General features: G+C 34.0%; 29 protein-coding genes. 17 read left to right on the forward strand and 12 right to left on the reverse strand.

Annotated features, from left to right (window positions below; genetic code table 11):
* Positions 1–35 precede the first annotated feature (35 nt).
* Complete coding sequence (locus tag ACFQ39_RS06745) at positions 36–899, forward strand: sigma-70 family RNA polymerase sigma factor (RefSeq protein WP_377177336.1); 864 nt, start codon at positions 36–38, stop codon at positions 897–899.
* Between the two features lie 77 nt (positions 900–976).
* Positions 977–1,627 carry a ribulose-phosphate 3-epimerase gene (gene rpe, locus ACFQ39_RS06750; RefSeq protein WP_377177338.1) on the forward strand — a complete coding sequence of 217 codons (651 nt, stop codon included), beginning with the start codon at positions 977–979 and terminating at the stop codon, positions 1,625–1,627.
* On the opposite strand, the gene kdsA is transcribed toward rpe, so the two are convergent.
* The 3 genes from kdsA to gldA are packed head-to-tail and all read right to left on the reverse strand — an operon-like array spanning position 1,624 to position 4,547.
* Entirely contained in the window at positions 1,624–2,442 is an 819-nt protein-coding gene (gene kdsA / locus ACFQ39_RS06755) for a 3-deoxy-8-phosphooctulonate synthase (RefSeq protein ID WP_377177340.1), read from the reverse strand. The genes rpe and kdsA overlap by 4 nt on opposite strands.
* A 27-nt stretch (positions 2,443–2,469) precedes the next feature.
* Complete coding sequence (locus ACFQ39_RS06760) at positions 2,470–3,651, reverse strand: porin (RefSeq protein ID WP_377177342.1); 1,182 nt, start codon at positions 3,649–3,651, stop codon at positions 2,470–2,472.
* Between the two features lie 2 nt (positions 3,652–3,653).
* Positions 3,654–4,547 carry a gliding motility-associated ABC transporter ATP-binding subunit GldA gene (gene gldA / locus ACFQ39_RS06765; protein WP_377177344.1) on the reverse strand — a complete coding sequence of 298 codons (894 nt, stop codon included), beginning with the start codon at positions 4,545–4,547 and terminating at the stop codon, positions 3,654–3,656.
* A 356-nt stretch (positions 4,548–4,903) separates the two neighbouring features.
* Here gldA and ACFQ39_RS06770 point away from each other — a divergent pair, with 356 nt between their 5' ends.
* The 5 genes from ACFQ39_RS06770 to ACFQ39_RS06790 are packed head-to-tail and all read left to right on the forward strand — an operon-like array spanning position 4,904 to position 9,911.
* Entirely contained in the window at positions 4,904–5,749 is an 846-nt protein-coding gene (locus ACFQ39_RS06770) for a prephenate dehydratase (RefSeq protein ID WP_377177346.1), read from the forward strand.
* Positions 5,739–6,887 (forward strand): pyridoxal phosphate-dependent aminotransferase, encoded by a 1,149-nt coding sequence (locus tag ACFQ39_RS06775; protein WP_377177348.1) that lies wholly within the window; start codon positions 5,739–5,741, stop codon positions 6,885–6,887. Before ACFQ39_RS06770 ends, ACFQ39_RS06775 begins: the two co-directional genes overlap by 11 nt.
* Positions 6,884–7,741 carry a prephenate dehydrogenase gene (locus ACFQ39_RS06780; RefSeq protein ID WP_377177350.1) on the forward strand — a complete coding sequence of 286 codons (858 nt, stop codon included), beginning with the start codon at positions 6,884–6,886 and terminating at the stop codon, positions 7,739–7,741. The genes ACFQ39_RS06775 and ACFQ39_RS06780 overlap by 4 nt, the downstream gene beginning before the upstream one ends.
* Before the next feature lie 4 nt (positions 7,742–7,745).
* On the forward strand, positions 7,746–8,825 hold the full coding sequence (locus tag ACFQ39_RS06785) for a chorismate mutase (protein WP_377177352.1): 1,080 nt from the start codon (positions 7,746–7,748) through the stop codon (positions 8,823–8,825).
* Positions 8,826–8,879: 54 nt separating this feature from the next.
* Positions 8,880–9,911: a glycosyltransferase family 9 protein gene (locus tag ACFQ39_RS06790; RefSeq protein ID WP_377177354.1), complete on the forward strand. Its 1,032-nt coding sequence runs from the start codon at positions 8,880–8,882 to the stop codon at positions 9,909–9,911.
* Between the two features lie 20 nt (positions 9,912–9,931).
* Here the strand turns inward: ACFQ39_RS06790 and lysM are convergent, their stop codons facing one another.
* Positions 9,932–10,369, reverse strand: a complete 438-nt coding sequence (gene lysM / locus ACFQ39_RS06795) for a peptidoglycan-binding protein LysM (protein ID WP_377177356.1) — start codon at positions 10,367–10,369, stop codon at positions 9,932–9,934.
* A gap of 128 nt (positions 10,370–10,497) precedes the next feature.
* Here lysM and upp point away from each other — a divergent pair, with 128 nt between their 5' ends.
* Complete coding sequence (gene upp / locus ACFQ39_RS06800; protein WP_377177359.1) at positions 10,498–11,148, forward strand: uracil phosphoribosyltransferase; 651 nt, start codon at positions 10,498–10,500, stop codon at positions 11,146–11,148.
* On the opposite strand, the gene ACFQ39_RS06805 is transcribed toward upp, so the two are convergent.
* Positions 11,145–12,071, reverse strand: coding sequence for a DUF6427 family protein (locus tag ACFQ39_RS06805; RefSeq protein ID WP_377177360.1), 927 nt, complete (start codon positions 12,069–12,071; stop codon positions 11,145–11,147). The two genes, upp and ACFQ39_RS06805, sit on opposite strands and share 4 nt — an antisense overlap.
* Positions 12,072–12,190: 119 nt before the next feature.
* Between ACFQ39_RS06805 and ACFQ39_RS06810 the strand changes: the two genes are divergently transcribed.
* From ACFQ39_RS06810 to ACFQ39_RS06825, 4 genes are all read left to right on the forward strand, one after another.
* Positions 12,191–12,388, forward strand: coding sequence for a DUF6341 family protein (locus ACFQ39_RS06810; RefSeq protein ID WP_377177362.1), 198 nt, complete (start codon positions 12,191–12,193; stop codon positions 12,386–12,388).
* 14 nt (positions 12,389–12,402) lie between these two features.
* The gene (trmB, locus tag ACFQ39_RS06815) at positions 12,403–13,074 is read left to right on the forward strand and encodes a tRNA (guanosine(46)-N7)-methyltransferase TrmB (RefSeq protein ID WP_377177364.1); all 672 of its coding nucleotides are present in this window, start codon (positions 12,403–12,405) and stop codon (positions 13,072–13,074) included.
* An 8-nt stretch (positions 13,075–13,082) separates the two neighbouring features.
* On the forward strand, positions 13,083–13,424 hold the full coding sequence (locus ACFQ39_RS06820) for an MGMT family protein (protein WP_377177366.1): 342 nt from the start codon (positions 13,083–13,085) through the stop codon (positions 13,422–13,424).
* Positions 13,425–13,516: 92 nt separating this feature from the next.
* A complete protein-coding gene (locus ACFQ39_RS06825) occupies positions 13,517–14,371 on the forward strand; it encodes a THC0290_0291 family protein (protein ID WP_377177368.1) in 855 nt (284 codons plus the stop codon).
* Positions 14,372–14,505: 134 nt separating this feature from the next.
* On the opposite strand, the gene ACFQ39_RS06830 is transcribed toward ACFQ39_RS06825, so the two are convergent.
* A complete protein-coding gene (locus ACFQ39_RS06830; protein WP_377177370.1) occupies positions 14,506–14,970 on the reverse strand; it encodes a DinB family protein in 465 nt (154 codons plus the stop codon).
* Between the two features lie 49 nt (positions 14,971–15,019).
* Between ACFQ39_RS06830 and ACFQ39_RS06835 the strand changes: the two genes are divergently transcribed.
* Together ACFQ39_RS06835 and ACFQ39_RS06840 are read left to right on the forward strand one after the other, a co-directional pair.
* Positions 15,020–15,373, forward strand: coding sequence for an arsenate reductase family protein (locus ACFQ39_RS06835; RefSeq protein ID WP_377177372.1), 354 nt, complete (start codon positions 15,020–15,022; stop codon positions 15,371–15,373).
* A 17-nt stretch (positions 15,374–15,390) separates the two neighbouring features.
* Positions 15,391–17,064 carry a hypothetical protein gene (locus tag ACFQ39_RS06840; RefSeq protein WP_377177374.1) on the forward strand — a complete coding sequence of 558 codons (1,674 nt, stop codon included), beginning with the start codon at positions 15,391–15,393 and terminating at the stop codon, positions 17,062–17,064.
* A 6-nt stretch (positions 17,065–17,070) separates the two neighbouring features.
* On the opposite strand, the gene ACFQ39_RS06845 is transcribed toward ACFQ39_RS06840, so the two are convergent.
* Both ACFQ39_RS06845 and ACFQ39_RS06850 read right to left on the reverse strand, forming a co-directional pair.
* A complete protein-coding gene (locus tag ACFQ39_RS06845) occupies positions 17,071–17,673 on the reverse strand; it encodes a DUF4254 domain-containing protein (protein ID WP_377177376.1) in 603 nt (200 codons plus the stop codon).
* Between the two features lie 2 nt (positions 17,674–17,675).
* On the reverse strand, positions 17,676–18,350 hold the full coding sequence (locus ACFQ39_RS06850) for a hypothetical protein (protein WP_377177378.1): 675 nt from the start codon (positions 18,348–18,350) through the stop codon (positions 17,676–17,678).
* Between the two features lie 160 nt (positions 18,351–18,510).
* On the opposite strand from ACFQ39_RS06850, the gene ACFQ39_RS06855 reads away from it, so the two are divergent.
* The 3 genes from ACFQ39_RS06855 to mscL are packed head-to-tail and all read left to right on the forward strand — an operon-like array spanning position 18,511 to position 20,669.
* Positions 18,511–19,143, forward strand: coding sequence for a thymidine kinase (locus tag ACFQ39_RS06855; protein WP_377177380.1), 633 nt, complete (start codon positions 18,511–18,513; stop codon positions 19,141–19,143).
* Positions 19,133–20,233, forward strand: a complete 1,101-nt coding sequence (alr, locus tag ACFQ39_RS06860) for an alanine racemase (protein WP_377177382.1) — start codon at positions 19,133–19,135, stop codon at positions 20,231–20,233. The genes ACFQ39_RS06855 and alr overlap by 11 nt, the downstream gene beginning before the upstream one ends.
* Positions 20,234–20,264: 31 nt before the next feature.
* Complete coding sequence (gene mscL / locus ACFQ39_RS06865; RefSeq protein WP_449289251.1) at positions 20,265–20,669, forward strand: large conductance mechanosensitive channel protein MscL; 405 nt, start codon at positions 20,265–20,267, stop codon at positions 20,667–20,669.
* 35 nt (positions 20,670–20,704) lie between these two features.
* Here mscL and ACFQ39_RS06870 read toward each other — a convergent pair whose 3' ends face one another.
* From ACFQ39_RS06870 to ACFQ39_RS06885, 4 genes are all read right to left on the reverse strand, one after another.
* The gene (locus ACFQ39_RS06870; RefSeq protein WP_377177384.1) at positions 20,705–21,250 is read right to left on the reverse strand and encodes an MOSC domain-containing protein; all 546 of its coding nucleotides are present in this window, start codon (positions 21,248–21,250) and stop codon (positions 20,705–20,707) included.
* The gene (locus tag ACFQ39_RS06875; RefSeq protein ID WP_377177386.1) at positions 21,247–22,755 is read right to left on the reverse strand and encodes a GH3 auxin-responsive promoter family protein; all 1,509 of its coding nucleotides are present in this window, start codon (positions 22,753–22,755) and stop codon (positions 21,247–21,249) included. The genes ACFQ39_RS06870 and ACFQ39_RS06875 overlap by 4 nt, the downstream gene beginning before the upstream one ends.
* Before the next feature lie 17 nt (positions 22,756–22,772).
* Positions 22,773–23,633, reverse strand: a complete 861-nt coding sequence (locus ACFQ39_RS06880) for a M23 family metallopeptidase (RefSeq protein ID WP_377177388.1) — start codon at positions 23,631–23,633, stop codon at positions 22,773–22,775.
* Positions 23,634–23,714: 81 nt separating this feature from the next.
* Positions 23,715–26,045, reverse strand: coding sequence for a M28 family peptidase (locus tag ACFQ39_RS06885; protein ID WP_377177390.1), 2,331 nt, complete (start codon positions 26,043–26,045; stop codon positions 23,715–23,717).
* Positions 26,046–26,092 lie beyond the last annotated feature (47 nt).

Below are 26,092 nucleotides of genomic sequence, written 5' to 3' on the forward strand. Positions count from 1 at the left end.
CCACTAAAATTCAATCTAAAACTTAAATGTAATTCATGAGACAACTTAAAATTACCAAGCAGGTTACCAACAGAGAAACTGCATCTTTAGATAAATATCTTCAAGAAATAGGAAAAGTTGATTTAATTACTGCCGATGAGGAAGTAGAACTAGCACAAAAAATAAAAGCCGGCGACCAGTTCGCACTAGAGAAATTGACCAAAGCAAATTTGCGATTTGTTGTTTCTGTAGCAAAACAATACCAAAATCAGGGTTTAACTTTACCAGATTTAATTAACGAAGGAAATCTTGGGCTAATTAAAGCAGCTAAAAGATTCGACGAAACCAGAGGTTTTAAGTTTATCTCATACGCCGTTTGGTGGATAAGACAATCTATTCTTCAGGCCCTGGCAGAACAATCAAGAATTGTAAGGTTGCCTTTGAATAAAATTGGATCTATCAATAAGATCAATAAAACCTATGCGAGGTTAGAGCAAGAAAATGAAAGAGTTCCTTCTGCAGAAGAAATTGCAAAAGAATTAGACATGACTGTTTCTGATGTAAAAGAATCGATGAAGAATTCGGGAAGACACGTTTCTATGGATGCTCCATTGATCGAAGGTGAAGATTCAAATTTGTATGATGTTTTAGATTATGGAGAATCTCCAAATCCTGATGGATCTCTGTTACATGAATCATTACAAGTAGAAATTCTGCGCGCACTTGAAACGCTTACACCTCGTGAGGCAGATGTAGTAAAGTTATATTTTGGTTTAGGAGATCAACACCCAATGACGCTTGAAGAAATTGGTGAGACTTTTGATTTGACAAGAGAAAGAGTTAGACAGATTAAAGAAAAGGCGATTAGAAGGTTAAAACATACCTCTCGAAGTAAAATTTTACGAACTTATTTAGGTTAATCGTTTTAAATTTATAATTAAGAGCCCATGTTTTTCATGGGCTCTTTTGTTTTTGTACTTTTGGCAAAAATTTACATATGAGCACAATTATTGCACCTTCTTTGTTAGCGGCAGATTTTGGTAATTTGCAAAGAGATATAGAAATGGTAAACGAAAGTGAAGCAGATTGGTTTCATTTAGACATCATGGATGGTGTTTTTGTTCCGAATATTTCTTATGGTATGCCTATTATCCAGGCGATAAAAAAACATGCTAAGAAAACCTTGGACGTACATTTAATGATTGTGCAACCCGAAAGGTACATAGAAACTTTTGCCAAGTTGGGAGCTGATATTTTAACTGTTCACTATGAAGCCTGTCCACATTTACACAGTACAGTTCAATCTATTAAAGCAAGTGGGATAAAAGCAGGTGTTTCACTTAATCCGCATACGCCTATCAGTGTGTTAGAAGATATTATTCTGGATGTGGATTTAGTTTTAATTATGAGTGTAAATCCTGGATTTGGGGGTCAGAAATTTATTGAAAACACCTATAAAAAAGTGGGAGATCTAAGATCTTTGATCAATAAAACGGGTTCTAAAGCGCTCATTGAGGTAGATGGCGGTGTTAATGACCAAAACATTTCTGCGCTCAAAAAAGCAGGAGTTGATGCTTTTGTTGCAGGTAGTTTTGTGTTCAATCACAAAAATCCAACTGAGATTATTTCAAAATTAAAATCGATTTAAAAGTTTTTGATAACAGATCTGATCGCTACTAATTTCTTTAATAAATCTTCTAAATAATTCAATTTGAGCATGTTTGCTCCATCAGATTTTGCGATGGATGGATCGTGATGTGTTTCAATAAAAATTCCGTCAACACCAACAGCAATACCTGCTCTTGCGATAGTTTCGATCAATTCCGGTTTTCCGCCCGTAACACCGCTACTTTGATTTGGTTGCTGCAAAGAATGCGTTACATCTAGAACTGTAGGGGCGAATTCCTGCATAACAGGGATTCCCCTAAAATCCACGATCATATCCTGATATCCAAACATCGTTCCTCTATCGGTAATTAAGGCGAGTTCATTTCCGCTATCTTTCACTTTTTGAACAGCGTGCTTCATAGATTCCGGACTCATGAATTGTCCTTTTTTCAAGTTCACTACTTTACCAGTTTTTGCAGCTGCAACTACGAGATCGGTTTGGCGAACCAAAAAGGCTGGAATTTGTAAAACATCAACATATTCAGCTGCTTTTTCTGCATCCTTGACATCATGAATATCTGTAACCGTTGGAATACCGAAAGTTTTACCTACTTTTTCTAAAATTTTCAAAGCTTTTTCATCGCCAATACCTGAAAAGCTATCTATTCGGGATCGGTTCGCTTTCTTAAAACTGCCTTTAAAAACATATGGAATTTTCAAATCACCTGTAATCGCAACAATTTTTTCTGCAATACGCAAGGCCATTTCTTCCCCTTCAATAGCACAGGGTCCGGCTAAAAGAAAGAAATTGTCGCTGTCCGAATTTTTAATTTTTGGAATTTGATGGATTTGCATAATTACTAATGTTTAAGATAAAGATAGTTAGAAAATAGAAATATCCCATTGCAATCTAAACATGTGTTCTGAATTACCTTCAGGATTAAATTCGTTAAATTTTAAATAAGAATAATCGGCTGTAAGTTTATTTCTATGCCCTTTGAAGAACCAATTTACACCAAAGGTGTACTCATAATTATTGTCATTATCCACATCGATATTAGGATTATAAAAGGCTTGTCTAGCAAAGATTTCCATTGGTTTTGGAAATTTTGGAAAGAGGTAATGAAAGAAATAACCCACTTGAAAATAATTTCCAATAAGTGTAGTTTCCTTTAAATTGACCTTATCGTCTATATTTTTGTAATGGAATTCTTGATCAAAGCTTAAACCTCTGTATTTAAAAGCTGTCTCAAATAAGGCCTGATCAACTTTATACTGGCCGTCAGCTCCAGGTTCAAAGCCGTAAAGTTGTCCGCCGCCACTAGTTGAGAATCGAGTGAATCTGGAAGTATTTGTCACTCCTGCAATGGCTACGGAAGAAACGAATTTCTCATGGAATTCAAGGTCAGAACCAGAGAATCCCAGGTCTTCTCCGTTAGGATTCCATTGTGTGCGAACCATATACATCAACTTTTCGTCATCTCCAAGTCCTGCACCTCGTCCGCTACCGGCTAACACTTCTACCCAATAATTAAAATTTGCCGCTCCGCCTCCATCAAGATTACCATACAAAGAAATACCTTGTTGTCTATCAATTGTAAAAACTCTATTGATCAAAGACCTTTCTAGTCCTGTTTGTTGGCCTGAAGAAATGACCCTTTCACGAGAATACCTGGCTTTCCATTGACCCACACGAAGCTTTAGGTAAGATAATTTTTCAATTTCTGCTCTAAAATCGAGAAGATTACCCCCCCGAACATCTTGCTCAAGATAAAATTTATAATATGGTTTTATTACATACCCTCCCATTTTGATACGGGCTCTGCTGATTCCTAAAAAGATTTCTTCATCGCTAAAGTCATCTTCTGAACTAGGAAAATTACTATGTGGAAAAGAAGCTCTGAATTGACCCCGAAAATCTATTTGAAGCAAATATGTATCGTCTAACAGGTGAAATTCAAAACCTTTCCCTTTTGTCATGTAAAAATCTTTCTTTTCTTCTTGGCTAAAAAGAACAAAAGGAATAATAAGTATGAGGAATAATATAGGTAAATTTTTAAACATAATTAGTGAGTTAATTCTTGAAACAATGATTCTAAATTTTTTATTTTTCTTGAAAGATGTAGGATCTTTAGACCATTTTCATTAGCAAAGTCAAAAATCTTTCCGCGCATGTCATTTTCTGAATCAAACGTGAGAAGCCATTGGTTGTCAAAGATATTTTCAACCTGAATAATTCTTTCAATTTGCTCCAAAAATCTGTTTTCTATACGTGTGTTAAATTCAACTTCGATGATCTGTTTTTGATTTCCGAGTAAGTCATTCAATTTTTTATCAGCAACAATTTCACCTTTGCTGATAATGATAACTCTATCACACATAGCTTCTACTTCTTGCATAATGTGTGTAGAAAGTAATATTGTTTTTTTCTTACCAATTTTTTTAATGAGATCTCTTATCCCCACCAATTGATTTGGGTCTAACCCTGTTGTGGGTTCATCTAAAATCAAAACTTGCGGATCGTGTAAAATAGCAGCAGCCAATCCTACTCTTTGCCTGTATCCTTTAGAAAGTTGTCCAATTTTTTTAGATGATTCAGGTGTGATCCCTACAAGATCAATAACTTCATCAATCCTTGATTTTGGTATCTCATGGACATCTGCATGAAAAGCGAGATACTCTCTCACATACATATCCAAATACAAAGGATTATGCTCTGGCAAATAACCTACATTTCTTTTGGCATCTATAGGATGAGTTTGCACATTCAAATCATTGATAAAAACCTGACCTTCACTCGGAGCTATATAAGAAGTGATGATTTTCATGGTGGTAGATTTTCCGGCTCCATTCGGGCCTAAAAATCCTACAATCTCCCCAGACTTCACTGTAAAGCTTAATTGATTGATTGCTTTTTGCTTTCCGTATATTTTTGTAGTGTTGACTACCTTAATAGACATTCCATGAATTTGATTTTGCAAAGTAACAAAATCTTTTACTTTTAATAATAGTAATTCTTACTGCATGCGGTTTTGCATTAAAAGTGTCTCAAAGATGAAAATAGTATAACGAAAATAAATAAATACATCTAAATTGACAATAAAATGCAAAAAACAGTTGTAATTACAAAATATATTTTTAGCTTTGCGCTCTCATACCATAGATATGAAGTCACAGAACAACAACTTTACTCGTTTTTATTTTTACTTTTATTTTCAAAGATAAGAGCGAGACCTAGTATTGTTGTAAAAAATATAATGTAAATAATATAGAAGTCTCGAAGTTTTTTCGAGATTTTTTTTTGCAAAAGCTTAGCATGAAAGTAGCTATTCAAGGTATAAAAGGATCATTTCACGATATTGTTGCCAGAGAGTTTTTTGGCGAGTCTATCGATATTGTTGAGTGCATGACCTTTGGTGAGATACCCATTCTATTGCGCGATAAAAAAGTGGATAGTGCTGTAATGGCCATAGAAAATTCAATCGCCGGAGCGATTCTTCCAAATTATGCGCTCATCGATGAGTACAATTTATCTATTGAAGGAGAATTATACCTCACGATACATCATCATCTATTGGGTTTAAAAGGGCAAACAATTGAAGATATAACAGAAGTTTGGTCTCATCCCATGGCCATTTTGCAATGTAATAAGTTTTTCAGATCATTTCCTCACATTAAACTTATTGAGGAAAAAGATACTGCGGAGGTGGCACAAAGAATTCAAAAGCAGCAAATAAAGGGTGTTGCTGCCATCGCAAGTAAGTATGCCGCAGAATTATACGATCTGGAGATTTTAGAGGATGATATACAGACTATTAAGAAAAATGGCACACGCTTTTTTATTTTGAAGCGCTCCCTCGAAAGTCCGGATCACGAAAGTAAGTATGAAGGAGTAAAGAATAAGGCATCACTAAAATTTATTACCAAACATAAAACAGGCAGTTTAGCCGAGGTATTAGACATTTTTGCCAAACATGAAATCAGCTTGACAAAAATTCAATCGATGCCAATTATAGATAAGCAATGGACCTATGCTTTCTTTATTGATCTATTGATAGATGATTATAAGCTTTATGAAAACGCAATTCATTTGATCAGGAAAAAAGTAGTACACTTAAAGATATTAGGAGAATATCAACAAAACAGAAGGCATGAAGATTGAGGTAGCAAATAGGTTAAAGCATGTTGAAGAGTACTATTTTTCGAAAAAGCTTAGAGAAGTTCGAGAATTAATCTCTGAAGGGAAACCGATTATCAATTTAGGAATAGGTAGTCCGGATATGAGTCCGCCAAAAAATGTACTTGAAGCAATTTGTGAAGCGTCATATCAAGAAAACGCCCACGGTTATCAAAGTTATCAGGGTTTACCAGAGCTCCGAAAGGCTATGGCTTCTTTTTATTTAAAAAACTTTAACGTAGATGTAAATTTTAATGATGAAGTTTTGCCTTTGATGGGTTCTAAAGAAGGAATTTTACATATATCAATGGCTTTTTTAAATGAGGGCGATGCTGTATTAATCCCAAATCCTGGCTATCCAACCTATGCTTCTGTGACTAATTTAGTGCAAGCTTCACCAGTTTTTTACGACCTGAGAGAAGAAAACAATTGGGAACCTGATTTTGAAGCGATTGAAAAATTAGATCTATCTAAAGTTAAATTGATGTGGATAAATTATCCACATATGCCTACAGGAGCGGCAGGATCGGATGACTTATTTAAGAAATTGATCAGTTTTGCGAAAAAGCATCAAATTTTACTTGTGAATGATAATCCATATAGTTTTGTTTTAAATCAGAAACCGAAAAGTATATTGCAATTTGAAGGTGCCAAAGAAGTTGCCATAGAATTGAATTCACTAAGTAAAACTTTCAACATAGCTGGGTGGCGAGTGGGTATGGTTTTGGGAAATGCAGAAGTTTTAAAAAGTATTTTGCAAGTAAAAAGTAATATGGATTCCGGAATGTATTTCGGAATTCAAAAAGGCGCCATAGCGGCATTAAATTTGCCTGATTCTTGGAATATTGAAATGAACTCAGTTTATGAGAAAAGAAGACAATTGGTTTGGAATATCTGTGATAAGTTAGGTTGTCTTTATGATAGAAAAAGTACCGGAATGTTTGTTTGGGCAAAAGTACCAAAAGGCAAAAATGAAAATGAGATTTCTGATTACCTGTTGTATAAGCATGACGTATTCATTACTCCAGGGACGGTTTTTGGATCTAATGGAGAAGGGTATATCAGATTTTCATTATGTGTGAAAGAAGAAAAAATTGAAGAGGTTTTAAAAAGGATATCATGAAGAATGTAGCGGTAATCGGATTGGGATTAATGGGTGGTTCTTTGGCATTGGAGCTAAAAAAAAGTACATGGGCGACAATTTATGGCATTGATAAAAATCCCGAACACTTACAAAAAGCGGTCGATCTGGGGATCATTTTTGAAAAAGTAGATATAGAGAAAGTAAAAGAAGTAGATACCGTAATTTTAGCAGCTCCGGTAAATGTAATTCCCGAGTTAGCTTTACAAGTCTTGGATAGAATTGGTGATGACACGTTGGTTTTTGATGTAGGTTCAACCAAAACAATGGTATGTGATGCCGTTAGAAATCACCCAAAGCGCAAAAATTTTGTTGCACTCCATCCCATCGCTGGAACTGAATTTTCTGGTCCAGAAGCTGCCATTTACGATTTGTTTAAGGGTAAGGTCAACATTATATGTGAACAACAGTTATCAGAATCTAGAATCTTAGAAAAGGCAGTGAAGTTGTTTGAATTACTCAAAATGAGAAATGTTTTTATGGATTCCCCAGTGCAGCACGACAAGCATATTGCCTATGTCTCTCATTTATCCCATATCAGTTCTTTTATGCTTGGAAAAACTGTTTTGGAAATTGAAAATGACGAAAAAAATATTTTCGATATGGCTGGAAGTGGCTTTGCTTCTACAGTGAGGTTGGCAAAAAGTAACCCAAATACATGGACGCCAATTTTGTTACAGAATAAGGAATATGTGTTAAAATCATTGGAAGAATATATCAAGAATTTAAATCAATTTAAAGAAGTATTGACAAAAAATTCAGAAGAGGAAGTTTATCAAATAATGCAAAATACGAATAGAATTAAAGGTGTATTAGCCGGAATTAAAAATAATTAAAAGAATGGAACAAGTAAATTTTATGACATGGTTAGAGAATATGGGTTTAAGCCATCCATTGTTAATTGCAGGACCATGCAGTGCCGAAACAGAAGAGCAAGTAATGGAAGTGGCTCATGCGCTTAAAAAAACAGATGCAACTGTTTTTAGAGCTGGTATATGGAAACCCAGAACCAGACCTGGAAGTTTTGAAGGCCAGGGAGGAAAGGCACTTGCTTGGCTACAAAGGGTTAAAAAAGAAACAGGTTTATTGACTGCTGTTGAAGTGGGTAATGCACAACATGCAAAATTGGCATTAGAATTTGATATTGATATCATTTGGATTGGTGCCAGAACAACAGTTAATCCTTTTGCCGTTCAAGAAATTGCTGATGCATTGCAAGGAACAGAAAAGATTGTCTTGGTAAAAAATCCAATTAATCCTGATTTAGAATTGTGGATTGGTGCTATTGAGCGACTTCACAAATCAGGTATTAAAAACTTGGGAGCCATACACAGAGGTTTTTCTACCTTTAGAAAATCGAAGTATAGAAATATACCTAACTGGCAAATTCCAATTGATTTAAAAACGAAATATCCAACTTTACCAATTATTAATGATCCTTCACATATTTGTGGAGAAAGAGAAGGTATTTTTGATGTATCTCAGACAGCTTTAGACTTAAAATTTGACGGTTTAATGATAGAAACTCATTGTCATCCTGATGAGGCATGGAGCGACGCTAAACAACAAATTACTCCTGATCGTCTGATAGAAATTACGGAAGATTTGAGGGTGAGAAGGGATACTTTTGAAAAGGAAGAATACCTTGTAAAATTAGATGCATTGAGAAAAGAAATTAATGCCATTGATGCACAACTGATTGAAGTATTGTCAAACAGAATGAATATTGTAGAAAATATTGGATTGGTAAAAAAACAAGGAAACGTAGCCATTCTTCAAAATACGCGTTGGCAAGAAATATTGAACAAAGTGCTAGAAGATGGGCAATCGCATGGTTTAAATAGAGATTTTGTAGAAAGTGTTTTTAAAGCAATTCACCAAGAGTCTATTGACCATCAAAGAAAAATTATAGACGCATAGGTCTTAAAAGAATAAATTGGTAAATCCTGCTTATCTTTAGGCAGGATTTTTTTTATGACCAAACCTAAGCACATTCTAGTTTTCCGCTTTTCCGCAATGGGAGATGTGGCAATGACCATTCCGGTGATAAAATCACTGATCCAACAGCATAAAAATATTAAGATTACTGTGGTTTCGCGACCTTTTCTCAAGCCTCTTTTTTTAGATCTCGAAAATGTTGCTTTTATAGGTCTAGATGTTGACAATGAATACAAAGGTTTTTTTGGACTATGGAAGTTGGCAGCAGAATTGAAGAATTTGAAATTTGATGCTGTGGCAGATTTACATAATGTTCTTCGCACTAAAATATTGCGCACTTTTTTAAGTAGCTCTGTTAGATCAATTGAGGTCATTGATAAGGGAAGAAATGAGAAAAAAGCACTTACACGAACAGAAGACAAGATTTTTATCCCTCTTAAATCTACCCATGAAAGATATGCTGATGTCTTTAGAAAATTGGGTTTTGAGATTGATTTGAATCAAAATGCACTTTTGGCACCGAAAAAATTGCCTCAAAATTTTGAGTTTAAGTCTGCACAAACAAGAAAGATAGGAATTGCTCCTTTTGCCCAATATTCTTTTAAAATGTATCCTTTAGATTTAATGGATAAAGTGATTGAATTACTCTCAAAAGATCCTCAATTTGAAATTTATTTTTTTGGGGGAGGAAAAAAGGAAAAAGAGCAAATAAATATTTTGACTAAAAAATTTCCAGAAACTACCTCATGTGCAGGGAAATTCAATTTGGTAAACGAATTAAAGGTAATCTCAAATTTAGATACCATGATCGCCATGGATTCTGCCAATGCACATTTAGCCAGTATATTTGGCGTGAATACAATTACTTTGTGGGGAGCCACGCACCCTTTCGCTGGATTTTTTCCATTCCTTCAACCTCTATCAAACGGTTTAACGCCTGATTTGACTAAGTTCCCCAATTTACCTTGCTCCATTTACGGAAATAAAACTTGCCCGGGTTATGAAGATGCGATGCGAACAATTACACCAGAGTCTGTGGTTGAGCTGATAAAAAAAACGCTCCGATGACAATCGGAGCGTTTTTTTTTTTAAAGTTCGGGGATTCTTAGAACTTGTCCCGGATAAATTTTATCAGGATTTGAAAGAGGTGGATTATTTGCTTCGAATATAACATTGTATTTCATCGCATCACCGTAATACTTTTTTGCGATTTTACTCAGAGACTCACCACTTGCAACGGTATGCATTTTGGCTTCCGGCGCAGGAGCGGCAGTAACCATTTTGTCTTCAACTTTGGCAATTCCTTTGGTATTACCAACTGTAAGCATAACTTTTTCACGCGTAGCCTGATCGGCTGCCGTTCCATAAATTTTTGCAGTATCTCCATCAATTTCAACATCCAAATCCTTTACGTCAAATCCGTAAGATTGAATTGTATTCATTAAAGTTGATGCATTGACCTTATTTTCTGCAGATGTGTCAATGGCTTTGTCTCCAGAATCTTTTGAGAATGAAAAAAGTCCCATAATAATTTTTGTTTTAGTGATTATGATTAGTGAAGTTATAAATTTACGAAATATTGGTCAATTCTTATTTAACTGATGTTTGTTTATTCAAAAACTATTGATTGTTTTATCTTTATTGAAAAAATAAAGTGAAAATCCATATTCTAGACAAAACAAATTCTGTCCTCAATAATTTCATCGCTGAATTGAGAAATATTGAAATTCAGAAGGATGCCATGCGCTTTCGAAGAAATATTGAAAGAGTAGGTGAGATTTTGAGTTATGAAATGAGTAAGCATTTAAGCTATTCACGCGAAGAAGTTGAAACACCCTTAGGTATAAAAGAGGTTTTATTACCTCATGATGAATTGGTATTAGGTTCAATTTTGCGAGCGGGTTTGCCTTTACATTTAGGGGTATTAAATTATTTTGATCGCATTGAAAATGCATTTATTTCCGCATATCGTTCCCATAAATCAGATGGTGATTTTGACATTGTAGTTGAGTATTTAGCAGCGCCAAGCCTTGAAAATAAAATTTTAATTTTAGTTGATCCTATGCTAGCCACAGGGAAATCTTTAGAAAGTGTTTACGAAGCGCTAAAGTCACATGGAGTGCCAAAAGAAGTTCACCTTATTTCAGTAATAGGATCAAAATTCGGTGTAGATTATATCAAAGATAAATTTCCGGAAAACACTAATTTATGGATCGCAACGGTTGACGAAGACCTTAACAACAGAGGTTATATAGTGCCCGGCCTGGGCGATGCAGGTGATTTGGCTTTTGGAATAAAACTTTAATAAATGATAAAATTAGCTAAGGCTAATCCAAGAAAAACGAACATTACTACTTCTTTGAACCAATTATCCTGATTTATTTGAATATATGTGGCGAAAATAATGGAAAAAGGGAAAAAATAGAATAAGAACTCCGACCCATCCTTTATTGGCGCTACAATTCCAATGGCTAAGGCGAGAACAAGGTGTAAAACTAATAGCTTATAAGATGCTTTATATTTTTGCTTAGCATTACGTGATTTCATAAGTGTTGGGTATATGGCCCAAATAGAAAAAACAAGGATAACAGAGGTAGGTATAAGTAATGGAAACTCATTGTAATTGAAATAATTAAAGCTAAATTCGAAATTGAATAATTCTTGAAAAGTTCCCTGCTGATCTGCATACACCAGATATGTAAAATAGAGGAATATAGGTGTAATGAAACCTATTATTAACATAAAATAATAATTCCACTTTAATCGTTTGAATAAAAAGAGTGCAGCAGCCGACAGAAGAAGAAATAGAATACTCCAGTTGTAAAATATAAATGCAACACCAATCCAAAGTCCACTATCGAATATTTTACTCCCCGTATCTAAATTGGAATGCAGGCTATAAATCCTCCTGTAAGCAAAAAAAAGGAAAAAGTTGCTCAACATTAATTTCATATTCGTAATGCTCTCAGGGAAGATTGCAAATAATAATATGAATATGTAGAGTCCGTAGGTATTGTTTTTTGTTAATTTATTCTTAGTTGTAAGAAAATTATGAAAAAAAAGAAGAAGAAAAAATAAGCTCAAGTTAAAAGCAATCTGTACCGCAGAGTAAATCCTGTTTTCAAAATAAATATGAAATGCTATGGTAAAAGAAAAGATTAGGAGTCCCGTGAAAAGGAGCACCAAAAAATTAATTGGTTTAGATTGGTTAAAAAAATTGGCAATCATTTTCTTATTTTATATTTTTGCGGTTCAGAGCATAGCTATACATTGTTCTGTAAACCAAAAACGAAAGTAAAAAACTTTATAACATAAGCCCCGTTGGGGTAGGTAAAATTTTAAATTTTATGATACCAACTAATTTATTTCGACTGATCGGTGAGTTCTGCACAAATGTTTTATTCAAACCCTATGATTTGTTTAGATCGATAGAAGGTTGGTGGTCATCCAATGTGGTTAATTTTATTTTAATCAGTATTATTTCAATTTTATTTCTTTACTGGCTAGGTCAATTACAAAGATTTAAGAAGGCAGGAGTAGAATAATTAAATACCTAGATTTGGGAAGTAAAAATAAACTCAAACGGTTTAAGGAGAACGAAAGCTTTCCCAATGTTATTCAACCTACAAGAGAAGAGGTTTTAGAAAATTTTGAATATAAAGGGAATTGGAATACTCTCTTTAATAACGATAATCCCATCGTGCTTGAATTGGGATGTGGTAAAGGCGAATATTCTATCGCTCTAGCAAAAAAGTATCCAAATAAGAATTTTATAGGTATCGATATCAAAGGTGCCAGGTTTTGGCGGGGTGCCAAGACAGCTTTAGAAGAGAAAATAGAGAATGTTCTTTTTTTGAGAACTCAGATTGAATTGCTCGCTTCTATTTTTGAGGAAAATGAAGTGTCTGAAATCTGGATTACTTTTCCTGATCCCCAGATAAAATATCGAAGAACTAAACATCGATTGGTAAATCCGGATTTTTTAAGAATGTATCAAAAGGTCTTGAACAAACAAGGGCAAGTACATTTAAAAACTGACAGCGAATTTTTACATGGGTATTTGTTAGGGGTTTTACAAGAAGGAAAACATCATATCGATTATGCACATCATGATGTATATAATAGTTCGGGAGCTCCAGAAGAAGTAACTTCAGTGCAAACATTTTATGAAAAGCAATATTTAGAGCAAAAAAAGCGTATTACTTATGTTCGTTTTAAAACGAATTATTGATTTCTTGAATGTTGGATGATAAAAGTTTTTTTGAAAAAGTATACGAAGTTGTGCGAGAAATACCGGTGGGGAGAGTAACCTCATATGGTGCTATTGCAAATTATTTGGGAATGCCAAAATCTGCACGAGTAGTGGGATGGGCTATGAATAGTGCCCATGGAGATGCTTCTATCCCTGCACATAGGGTAGTAAATAGAATTGGTTTATTAACAGGTAAGCACCATTTTGAAGGATCCAATTTAATGGCGCAGTTATTAAAAAGTGAAGGAATACCGGTAAAAGAAAACAAAATTTTAGAATTTTCTAATTTTTTTTGGGATCCGAGTAATGAATTAAGGTTGTTCATTTAATTGGTTTTCAAACATTTTTCAAAAAAAAAATAGGATTAGATTTTTCTTTTTTATATTTGCATATCTTTGCTTTAAATGAATTCAATCAAACCATGAAGAAACATTTACCCAAACTGTTAATCTTTTTTACTTTATTCTCAGCCTATCAAATGTTTGCTCAATCTAATTTTAGCCATGAGGCTGGTATTAGTTTTGGTGTTACTTCATTTCAAACAGATTTTGGTGAAAGATATGATTTTCCTAGTGCAAATGCCTCTGATCTAGGCTTTAGCCTTGTATATTACCTCAATTTTTTTGGTAGGGAGTACAATTGGAGATCTGGGTCTACTTACTTTTCCGAACACTTTAAATTAAAGGCAGAATTCTTATATGCAAATAAATCCAACATTAAACATGAGCCATGGGTTGGATTAGCCCAAGAATCTCCCACTTATGCTAAACTAGATGCAATGCGAGGAAATATTAAGTTTTTTAATATTGGAACTCAGTTGGAATATTACTTTTTTAGCTTAGATGATTATACAACATATTTTGGTCAACAAAATCAACTGAACCCTTACATAAGTGCAGGTATTCATTATGCTTTTTATGATCCTAAAGTTACTTCAACTTTGAATCCTTTTGGACCAGGAGAAATTGGTACTGCAGAGGGTGATATTGAACCTTATGATTATTTATTAGGAAATTCTAGTTCATCTGATCCAAAGGATTGGAAATGGACAAGGGAGGCAGTTCACAATGATGCTGGGAATGCATTTGGTGTTTCTGTAGGCGGAGGTTTGCGTTATAGTATGCAATATTTTTCCATGGTGCTCGATGCCCGTTGGCAACATTTTTTCTCCGATAAAGTTGATGGTTTAGATGCTCCCGATGATCCAGGGAATAAGTATAATGACACAATGATTTATGTAAATTTAGGTGTCGTATATACTTTTAATAGATACTAATCAAGCTTCAGATAGCCCTATAATTCTTAAACTAGTTTCTTCTACTTGTATTGTTAGGTCGCCTAGTCAATAATAAATTACTGAACAGTTAGTGAATAAAAATATTTGAGAGTAATTTGATTTATTATGTTACTCTAAATCTTTTGAGTTAACTTAATTAACGAAAGAACCACTCCTAAATGAATTCCTTCATGAAAGGCATTAAACTGTAAGGCTTCGTCAACATTATTTAAAACAATTCCTGTACTTGTGGGATAAGATTGATAAGATCTAAAAAGGTTGCTCTGGTAATCCTTTCTGGTTATTTCAACAGTCCTAATAAGATTTTCCTTTATGTATTGTATCTGAGAAGAGGTGAAGTCTTGAAGTGGGCTTGTACCTTTTCTCAACATGTTGACATAACTCTCTTCTATTTTTAGCTCCAATCCCGAAAGCCTATATACGAGTAATTGTTCAGTTACGAGAACATGACCAATATTCCATATAATTGAATTATTAAAGTTTTTAGGCACAAAATTTAGTTGCTCGTCGCTGCAACTTTCAAGAATTGTGAGTAATTTATTTCTGTTAAAAAGAGTTGCTTCGAATATTTTATCCATGTAAAATGAAGTTTTGTTAAAAATAGGTATTTTCGAGAAAATCATTCATATGAAAAAAATATATTACTTAAAAACCTGTGATACTTGTAAAAGAATTCTAAAAAATATTGATTTAAACGGTTTCGAATTGCAAGATATCAAGTCAAAACCTCTAAAGGTTTCGGAACTCGAGGAGCTGTATAAATTGTCTGGCAGTTATGATGCTTTGTTTAGTAAGCTGGCAAAAAAGTACAAGGAACTCGATTTGAAAAATCATCAAATTTCTGAAGAAGAAATGAAAAATTTTATTCTTGAAGAATATACTTTTTTGAAAAGACCAGTGATCGTAAACGAGGATAAAATTTTTATAGGGAGTGGCAAAAAGAATCTGGAGTTACTCTATGCAGATTTGGGGATTAAATAAATGGCTATCTTTGTAAGATGCTGAAAAAGTTAGGTTTAGGATTTGTCATACTAGCGGTTCTTAGTCTAGTAATAATACATTATGCCAAAGTAAGTGCAGAAAAAAGACTAAAGAAGGCACTTGTTGAAAATGGCTCTGGGTTATACGTCAAAGAGATTGAAGATATCTCAATCAATCTTTATGAAGAATCACTAACCTTTTCGGGATTGAGTATTCTACCTGAAGGAGAGGCTTATAATTCTCTGCTTAAAGACTCTTTGGGTAAAGGGGCTTTAGTTCATGTGCAGTTGGCACAAGCTACTGTGAAATACATTAGCATCAAAGAATTACTATTATCTAGAAAAATTGACATAAACCAAATTTATATTGATCATCTCAATATTAAAGTTTTTAAAAATCCGGATTTTAAGGATAGTATCAAGCACAATCTTCCCCTCGATTCTATCAGGTTAAAAAAACTGAATGGAATTAGCGTCAGCGATATTGTTATAAAGAATTTGAATTATCAAGTATTAAATGCGAAGAACAAGGACACTTTATTCCAACTGGATTCATTAAGTTTTCAGTTTAACGGTTTAGCACTTGTAAAGCAGGAAAATGAGTTATTTAGATTAAAGGCTACTGCCGATAAGTTTTTAATAGAGAATCTCGCTGTTTCCTTCCCTTTAAAGTATTATAAATTAGGGTGCAAGGTCGTAGAATTAGATTTTATCGGTAAATCGATCCTAATTGATTCGCTCAACTATGCTCCAACAATAAAGAGAGAAGAACTTGCAGATACCTATAAATTTAATAAGGAGGTTAATTCAATAGCACTAAAGGAACTCGATATATATGGTGTGGATTTTTTACAAATTATTGCCTATCAAGATTTTTATTTGGATAGTGTTTCCTTAAGAAGCGCTAATTTTAGTATTTATAAAGATAAGCGAAAGCCATTCGATAAAAGTGTGTCTAAAATACTTCCATATATAACTCTTAAGAAGTTGCCTGTAAAATTCAACCTACCAAAGGTAATTATAGAAAATTCAAGTTTAGTTTATCAGGAGAAAAATCCGAATCACGACCTGCTTTTAAAAGTACATTTTGAAGAGATTAACGGATTTATAGAAAATATCACCTCAGTTCCAAGATTCAAAGAAGATCCAATGAAAGTAGATGCTTCGGCAAAGTTTATGGATCAGGCTGAGTTGAAAGTAAAGATGAATTTCAACCTTACTGATGATAATGATGATTTTAGTTTTGCAGGTACCCTAGGCACATCAGATTTTAAATATTATGACGAGATTCTATTTCCGTTGTTTGGCCTGAAAATTTTTAGTGGCAAATTGGATAAATTGACATTTAGTGCGATAGCGAATAATAATGGATCTTATGGCACTATGACCATGCTTTACCACGATCTCGAAGCCAAAGTTTTTAAAAAGGAAATCTTTGAAGAAGAAAAGACTTTATCTTGGTTGGTCAATCAAATTGTGCACAAGAGTAACCCGAATAAAAAAGGGCATATTAGAAGTGCTAATTTAGCTTATACGCGTGAAAAATATAAGGGTATTGGGAGTTTATTCTGGAAAACACTACAATCTGGTATTTTACATACGCTCGCGCCTGAAGCCTTGTCTATAGCTGATAAGGCAAATGAGAGAAAACATAAAAAAGCTTTAAAAAAACAAGCAAAAAAGAAAGATTAACAAAATCTATTTTTTATACAACATTGGGTTCAACTCTTCATCATTGTACATCTTCATTTGCTTATAAACTTTCATGTACTTTTTACCCGAGGCAATATCTTGCAGCAGATCATCAATCGCACTCGATAAGTCTTCTCGCTGTAATTCTAAAATATCTAATTTTTTCTGACAAGCCAATTTATGTGATTCACTAGCGTCTTCTCTATTCGCCTCTTCGGCCATATGATAAATTTTTAAGGCCAAAATAGAAAGGCGGTCAATTGCCCAAGCAGGACTCTCTGTATTGATGCTCGCATTTTCTGCAACTTTTACATGTTTGTACTTGTTCAAAAAATAGCTATCAATGTATTCAACCATATCAGTTCTGTCTTGATTGGATGCATCAATCTTCCTTTTTAGTTTCAGTGCAGAAACAGGATCGATATCAGGTATGCGAATAATGTCTTCATAATGCCATTGTACTGTGTCTATCCAGCACTTTCTGTAGAGTAAATGCTCTAATACGTCTTCTTTTGGAAAAGGGTTTTCAAATGGCTGGTCAACATCGTCTAAGCGGTGATATTTCTCTATTACATTGTCAAATAATTGATTATACTGTCTTGCATTCATGTTTAAATAAATTTACGATCAATTAAGATCATTAATCGATCTTCCAATTCTTCTTTTCCTTTCCAGTTATATTTTGGCTTTACATTATATTGAATGTATTGAATGGCCTCATCCTTCGTTTTACAATCGTTTAAAAAGTGTAATACTTTATTAAAATCGGATTGACTAAAATTAAAGAGATTGTTTACAAAAGCAATTCTATCATTAAGGCCAACCTGTATAGAATTACTTGACAATTTTTCATGTAACGAAAGTTGCTTTAATTTTTCTGGTTTTGCTTCTAGTAATTTTTCAGCATCATCGAGGGAGTACGTGTCTTTAAACTCTTCTTTTAGCGTGTAATCTTCAATAACAGCATCAAATTTTGGCACAAAAAAAGGTTCATCTACTTCCGTTTCCTCTTCTTCAACTTTTTCATTGCCTTTAATCGCCTTTAGAAGATTTTCTTTTAACTGATCAAAATCTACTAAAGTCTCTTGCTTTTCTTCCAAAACCGGTTCGACATGATCTAGGGATAATTCCTCTTTTTTGTCATTGTTTGTCTGAAATGATAAAATAACAAGTGAATTATACAATTCAAGGGTTTTACTCTTCAATTCTTCATATTGCTCCATATCGGCAAGCCTTTTGAGCTCACCAATCATTTCCTTTATTTGTCGTTCTCTATTTTCTTCCATGAAAGAGGAATCCTAAGTGATCAATTTTCTCCTACAAATTTAAATTATTCTGTAAACAATCAACCTACATTTTTCATTACATTTGTCACTCAATTTGATTAATTTTAGGATGTACCTACAAATTTTAGGCACAAATTAGTTCAATTAGAAAAATTACTAGATGTTTCTTGAAAATACCATCAACCAACACGAACACTTTGGCTGGATCGAAGTCATATGTGGTTCTATGTTTTCAGGAAAAACAGAGGAATTGATCAGAAGGTTGAAAAGGGCCCAATTTGCTAAGCAAAAGGTAGAAATTTTTAAACCAACGGTCGACAATAGATATGCAGATGACATGGTAGTGAGTCATGATGAAAATGAAATCCGCTGTACACCTGTGCCAGCGTCTACAAATATTTTATTAATGGCAACCGATATTGATGTGGTTGGAATAGACGAAGCACAATTTTTTGACGATGAAATTGTAAATGTATGCAATCAATTGGCGAATCGCGGAGTACGCGTTATTGTTGCCGGATTAGATATGGATTTTAAAGGAAATCCTTTTGGGCCAATGCCTGCCCTTATGGCCACAGCCGAGTATGTTACAAAAGTTCATGCCATTTGTACAAAAACGGGAAATTTAGCCCATTACAGCCATCGAAAAGTTTCTGGAGAAAACTTGGTCATGTTAGGGCAGGTGCATGAATATGAACCTTTGAGTAGAGCGGCATATTACAAAATAACCCAAGAAGAGCAAAAAAAGAAAAAGGAAGCAAACCAATTGCAAAACAAAACCCATGAACAATAGTCCTACTGTTCTTGAAATTCATTCCAAGGCGATTAAGCATAACCTCCTGTATTTTCAATCCAAACTTCAAAGCAAGACCAGAACATTGGTCGTTATTAAAGCATTTTCATATGGAAGTGATGCCATTGAAATTGCAAAAATTCTGGAGGGCCAACATGTAGATTATTTAGCTGTTTCATATGCATCTGAGGGAATCGAGTTGAGAAATGCAGGTATCATTTTGCCCATATTGATTTTGCATGCTCAAATAGAAAATTTTGATAAAATTATCGAATACAATTTGGAACCGGCCATTTATAGCCAAAGAAGTTTGAAATTGTTTATCGAGAGATGCGAACATGTAAATGAACCTTATGCTATTCATATTAAAATCAATTCAGGAATGAATCGATTGGGTTTTAAAATGGAAGACAGAGCAGGGTTGATGTCAATTTTGATACCTGCAAAAGAACGCGTTAAAGTAAAATCCACATTTAGTCATTTGGCTTCGAGCGAAGACAAGACCTCGAAAGAATTTACAATGTCTCAAATAATTTATTTCAATGATTTTGCTGAGAAAATTTCAATTGATTTGGGTTATAAACCCATGAAACATATCTGTAATTCCTCAGGTATATTACAATATCCAGAAGCACATTTCGATATGGTACGAATTGGAATTGGTTTGTACGGTTTTGCTAATATTCCTGAAGAAACAAAAAGGCTTAAAAACACCCATTTCCTCAAAACTAAAATTTCTCAGATTCAACATTTAGATAAAGGGGAATCGGTAGGATATAATCAAAGTTACAGAGTAGAGAGGCCAAGTAGAATTGCAACTTTGTCGTTGGGTTATGCGGATGGCTTAAAAAGAGTTTGGAGCAATTCAGGCATTTCAGTCTCAGTCAATCAATATTTAGCACCCATTGTTGGTAAAATTTGTATGTGTATAACCATGATAGATGTAACGGATATTGATTGTAAAGAAGGTGATGAGGTCATCATTTTTAAAACACAAGATCAAATTCTAGAACTTGCTAGTAAGGCACAAACAATTCCATATGAAATTCTCACTTCAATTTCTCAAAGAGTGCGAAGAGAATTGAAATAATTTTTAACTTGCAAAAAAATAATCAATAACCATGCTTAAAGAATTCAAAGAATTTGCCCTAAAAGGTAATTTGCTCGATATCGCCGTAGGTTTTGTGATGGGAGCTGCGTTTAATACTGTTGTTAAAACTTTTACGACTGGGATTGTTTCTCCGTTAATAGGTCTCTTATTTAAAGCTGATTTTAAAGATCTGAAATGGGTCTTAAGAGATGGAGTGATCAATGAAGAAGGTATTGCGGAGGGTGAAATAATTTTGGAATATGGTACTTTTCTCACCGCCGTACTCGATTTCCTTATTGTGGCATTCGTCATGTTTTTGATCGTAAAATTGTTTAATGCGATGAGAAGAAAAGAAGAGGAAGCTCCTGCACCTCCTGCAGGCCCAAGTCAGGAAGAACTTTTAATAGAAATACGAGATTTATTAGCAAAGAAATAATTGAAAAAAATCCCGCTTGAATGAGCGGGATTTTTTTAAGATCCTTTTTTTTGGAAAACCTCAGCGATGGAGGGTGTATTTTTTGATATTTTATGGAGGATAAATTCATCATCACACTTTACATGTCCTGTTTTTAATACTTTAAAATAAACACCACTTTTAGTGGTTTCCCAAAATTGTTTGATGACATTGGCATCATTAAATCGAATACCCAGTTTCACACATGGTTCTCGGGGTTTTGTTACTTCCAAAATTGTTTCGCCAAGTTTATAGACATCACCAACAAAAATATTTTCTTCCCAAAGTTCTTTTACGGTTAGATTCTCGCCAAAAATGCCAAAATTAAATTCCAACTGAGGATATAGGTTTTTCCAAAAATCGTAATGATTTTCGCCGTAAGCATAAACGGCCTGTTCTATTCCTCCATGGTATTTTCTGTCGATTACATCATCCCTTTCCACATCTGTTTCACCTAAAAAAATAGGCTCGTTTACAGGGTATTTATAAATACCTGTTTCATAGGTTTTATGTTTCCAAGTAACCGTTTTCCTTTTTCCGAGGTTTACAGAAATTACTTTCATTTCTTTGTTTTTAAATTATCAGCAATTTTTCGATCATTAGATAACCTTGCCACTTTATTTTGTCCACCTAGTTTACCAATCGATTTCATATAATCTTGAAATCCGTTTTTTTCAACCTGACTAATTACAAGAGGACGTAAAATGTTCCCCTTCCTTAAATCAAAATAATAGGAATTTTGTTTCTGTAGTTCTTCATCAATGTTGAGAGAAAATTCGGCCAAATTTTCTGGCAATTGCTCAAATTCTATGAACCATTCGTGATAGGGTAGACCGGTATCTGGTGCATTTACCTGTGGAGCCACGGTAAACTCGTTAATTTTTACATCTGTATTTTTACAAGCTTCCTGTAAAGCTTGCTCAACTTCTTTTGCAATTACGTGTTCACCAAAAGCAGAAATAAAATGCTTGATTCTTCCTGTAACAATCACTCTGTAAGGTTTTAAAGAAGTAAAAGCAATGGTATCTCCTACATTATACCCCCATAAACCTGCATTTGTGGATACAATCATCACATAATTTATATGTAATTCGACTTCTGAAATAGTAAGTCTTGGTGGATTTTTCTCATAAAACTGATCGGCCGGAATGAATTCATAAAAAATACCTGAATTCAGTAACAGAAGCATTCCTTGATTCGGGTTGTTCGTTGGATTTGGCATATCCTGATAAGCAAAAAAGCCTTCAGAAGCAGGAAATAGCTCGATAGAATCTACTTTTCTACCAATTAAATTTTCCATTTTCTGACGGTAAGGTTCGTAATTTACACCTCCAAAAACGAATAAAGAAAAGTTCGGAAATATGTTGCCGACTTTTTCTTTTTTTACTTCAATCAGCCTTTCAAAATACATTTGTACCCAGGAGGGTATACCACTAATAAGTCGCATATCTTCTTTTAAAGTTTCCTGAACAATGGTGTCAACTTTAGTCTCCCAATCTTCAATGCAATTGGCTTCCCAACTCGGCAATCTGTTTTTTTGTAGGTAACCCGGAATAAAATGTGCTACAATTCCGGATAATCTGCCAATTTTTATTCCGTTTTTTTCATCTAATTCCGGACTGCCTTGTAAGAAAATCATCTTTCCATCTACAAACTTGGCATTTCCTGTATGATAAATATAAAGTAGTAAAGCTTCTTTTGCAGCTTCTACATGGTAGGGCATAGATTCTTTTGTAATTGGAATATATTTTGTGCCAGAAGTTGTGCCTGATGTTTTTGCAAAATATACAGGTTTATTAGGCCATAATATATCCAACTCGCCATTTTTTACCCGTTCTACATAGGGTTTTAGGTCCTCATAATCTCTTATCGGAACATTTTTTATAAAGTCTTGATGTGATTTGATTTGCTCAAAATGATGATCCTTTCCAAAAGCAGTTTGCTTCGCTTGTAAAATAAGTTGGGCAAAAACTTTTTCTTGGGTTTTTACCGGATCATTTGCCCATCGGTAGATTTTTTTTGCAACCCGATTGGCATAAATTTTTGCAAAAAAAGATTTGATTGGCATGTTTGATTTATTTAAAATTATTCAAAATCGATATAATTTTCAGGATTTACTGTATAACCACCTTCCCATAATTCAAAATGTAAATGTGTTGCGGTAGAAAGCTCTCCGGTTGATCCGGCAATAGCAACAGCTTCACCTGCCTTCACCAAATCTCCCTGATTTTTAAGTATGGTTGAATTGTGCTTGTATACAGAGATTATTCCATTAACATGTTCAATAATAATCACATATCCAGTATCGGCGGTAAAACCCTTGAAAATTACTGTACCATCAGCTATAGATTTTACAGGAGTATCTTTGTCCAGGGCAATATCAACGGCAAAATGTTTTTCTTTTGGATTGTATCTGTCTGTTACCCTCCCTTTCACAGGAGAAGTAAAAATAACATCTGTTCTTTTGGTGGCTGCTTCGAATACATTAAATCTTTCTTCTCTTTCAATTTCCGCTCTAAAAGAAGAGTCTAATTCACTTGGAGCTAAATCAACTTCATCGATGCTTAACACCTGGATCAATGAATCTTTGTTGAAATCGTCTGGTGCAATTTCTCCTTTTAAGACCTGCTGAAAGTTTTCTATGAATAAATTATTGTAATTCAGCAATTGTGATAGTGAATCTACTTTGTAGTTTAAGGTAGCAGCATCTTTTTTTAGCTTCGAAGATGAATACCCAGGTATATACTCTTTAAGCGGGGTAAAAGCAATGAGCGCAGTTGTAATTACAATAAGAAAAATTGAAAATAAACTACCAAAGACAAAAGCGCTTAAGCGATTTAACCTAAAAGAAAAGCGCTCTTCAAAGGTATCTTCATTTAATACCACAAAGCGGTACTTAAACGTAAGTTTTTCTTTTATTTTACTCTTTGATTTTGGTTTGTCCATTCCAAATTTTATAGAAAAAGCAAATATAGTATTTTTTTAACCCGAGCCTCTGAACCCTAAGTGTAACTATATTTATTACACTTAAAATTGAATACTTCTTTTCACGATTATAGCATCATTTAATACAAATGGTTTTGGTATCATCGTGTTATTTCGTTTTGAGAAATTTGACGTATATTTTTTTAAATCTTTATTTTCAAAAAAGTTATAACTAGCTTCCAATAACAAAAACTCAGGTTTTTCATGCTTAGGTATAGAAAATGAAATTTCTATAAATTCACCGGGTTCAGAAAAGTAATAACTCAAAACATGAGGTCTGTTTTCCGTAGTGAAAATAAAATCCTCATTGCCTTTGAGTTCCTCACCATTTAAAGTGAACTCTTTAAAATGCATTATATTTTCACTTAAAATTTCTATTCTATTTATTTTTCTTAGGGGCGTAAGTCGAAAAGTGATTTGTTTGAAGTCGCCTACAACGGAATCTCTGATAAGTTTAATTTCAGATTGGTGAAAATTGATGAATTCAGTTTCGTGATATAAACTTAATGCAGTACCATATTTGCTGGGAGAAAAATCTTGAAATAAGTTTCCAGAAATTGGATCATCTGATAAATACTGAGAGGTATATTCATCGGGCTTCTGGTCGTAGCTGGCGAAGTAAGCTTTATTGGTATCAACATCCGCAATGTAAACGACACTATTGGGCTTTTTTCTTTCTGTGTCCCACTCTGAGGTGAAACCGGCCGAAATTAAGGCTAAAACTCCTATCAGTAAAAACAACTTCGTAAACTCTTTTCTGTTTTTAAAGGATGCAATTACGGGTAACATTAACCCAAAAATAAGCACAACAAAAACACCGCTAATCACAGTCATTTTTAGGCCTAAACCTGAAGGAAACATCTGAATTAAAGGTGAAAACACGATCAATACGGGAAGAAAGAAAATTGTGTAAAAGAGCAACTGAATATGGTTTTTTTCTTCGGTAAAGAGTAAGAAAGATAAGACGAGGAGTGCCAAGTATACGGGTAAAATAAAGAATCCCGCTCCGGGTAAATAAAAGGCAATCAACAAATTAATAAGCAGCCAAATAAAAATAGGCGCAATCACTAAATCAGAAACAGAATAGTTTAGAAAAAACTTTCTGTAAAAAAATAAACACAGCGCTAGTGCTAAAGATAAAAGAGCTGTGACATAATAATAACCATTGTAAGTAAATCCATGTAAAATTTCACGATACTGAGGATACAATTTTAAAATTATTTTCCAACCATAAAAGCACAAAAGGGCTGTAAAAATTAAAGATAGAAGAAAGGGGATAAACCCTTTTACTATAGATATCGGATGTAATTTTTTCTTTTTAAAGCCTAAGAAAATCAAAATAAACAACCAGATAAATCCGAGAATGGTCATTGGTAGAACAAAAGTAAACGGGTAGTTTAACAAATCTAACCCCGGAAAGTTAAAATAAACCAGATCTTCTTCTGAATGCAATTGAGTAATATCTGCTTGAGCGAAATGAGGCAATAATTGCATAATATATGCACCTTGATGGGCCAATGTATTTTTATCTAATCTTTCATAAGTATCTAATTCTGTATGGTAGTCAAAATGGTCATCAATAAAGGCCATATTATAGCCTTGGATATTATCTTCTTCTCTAAAAACAGTCAAGTCCATGTCGTTGGGCAATAATTTATAAATGCTGTACAACAATGAATTTGCTACGGCTTTTTTAGGATTAATTTCATTAAAGGCTTTGATAAGCTGTTTGTTTCCTCCGTTGGTTTCTAAAAGCATAAAGCTTGGTCCACCACTGCCTCTTGCTTCAAAATTGATCGCTAATTTTACCTCTTTTGCCCAGGGGTGATGTTTTATAAATGCATTAGCACCTAACAAACCTAATTCTTCTGCATCAGAGATCAGAATGATAATGTCATTCTCAGGTATGTTACCTTGCTCTAAATACGCCCTCAAACCCTCTAAAATTGTTGCAACACCACTGGCTGCATCACTGGCGCCTAAAGATGAATGCGGGGCAGAATCGTAATGTGTGAGTAGAACCAATGCATTTCCAGGTTTGCTTCCCTCAATTTTTGCTAAAATATTTTTGGTACTTGCTCCGGCTCGCCATTTTCTATTAATGGCAATTTGATCCTGTATTTCGACAGAAAGACCTAGGCTTTCTAATTCTTGAACGATGTAAGTCCTGACATCGGCGTGGGCTTTTGAACCGACATAATGAGGCTTTGCACTGATATTTTTAACATGGACTAAAGCTCTTTCTGTAGAAAATTGATTCAATGGTACATTTTCGCCTTTAGGTACTGGACTTAAACTTGAAATACTCCAACCGATAAAAAAGACAATGAGTAAAAATGAAATAGTAGGAATATATGATTTCTGACTTTGCATTAATTTTTGATTCTGGATTGACCTATAAATGTAACAAAAAAAGCAAA

Source organism: Namhaeicola litoreus (genome assembly GCF_042679565.1).
GTDB lineage: Bacteria > Bacteroidota > Bacteroidia > Flavobacteriales > Flavobacteriaceae > Namhaeicola > Namhaeicola litoreus.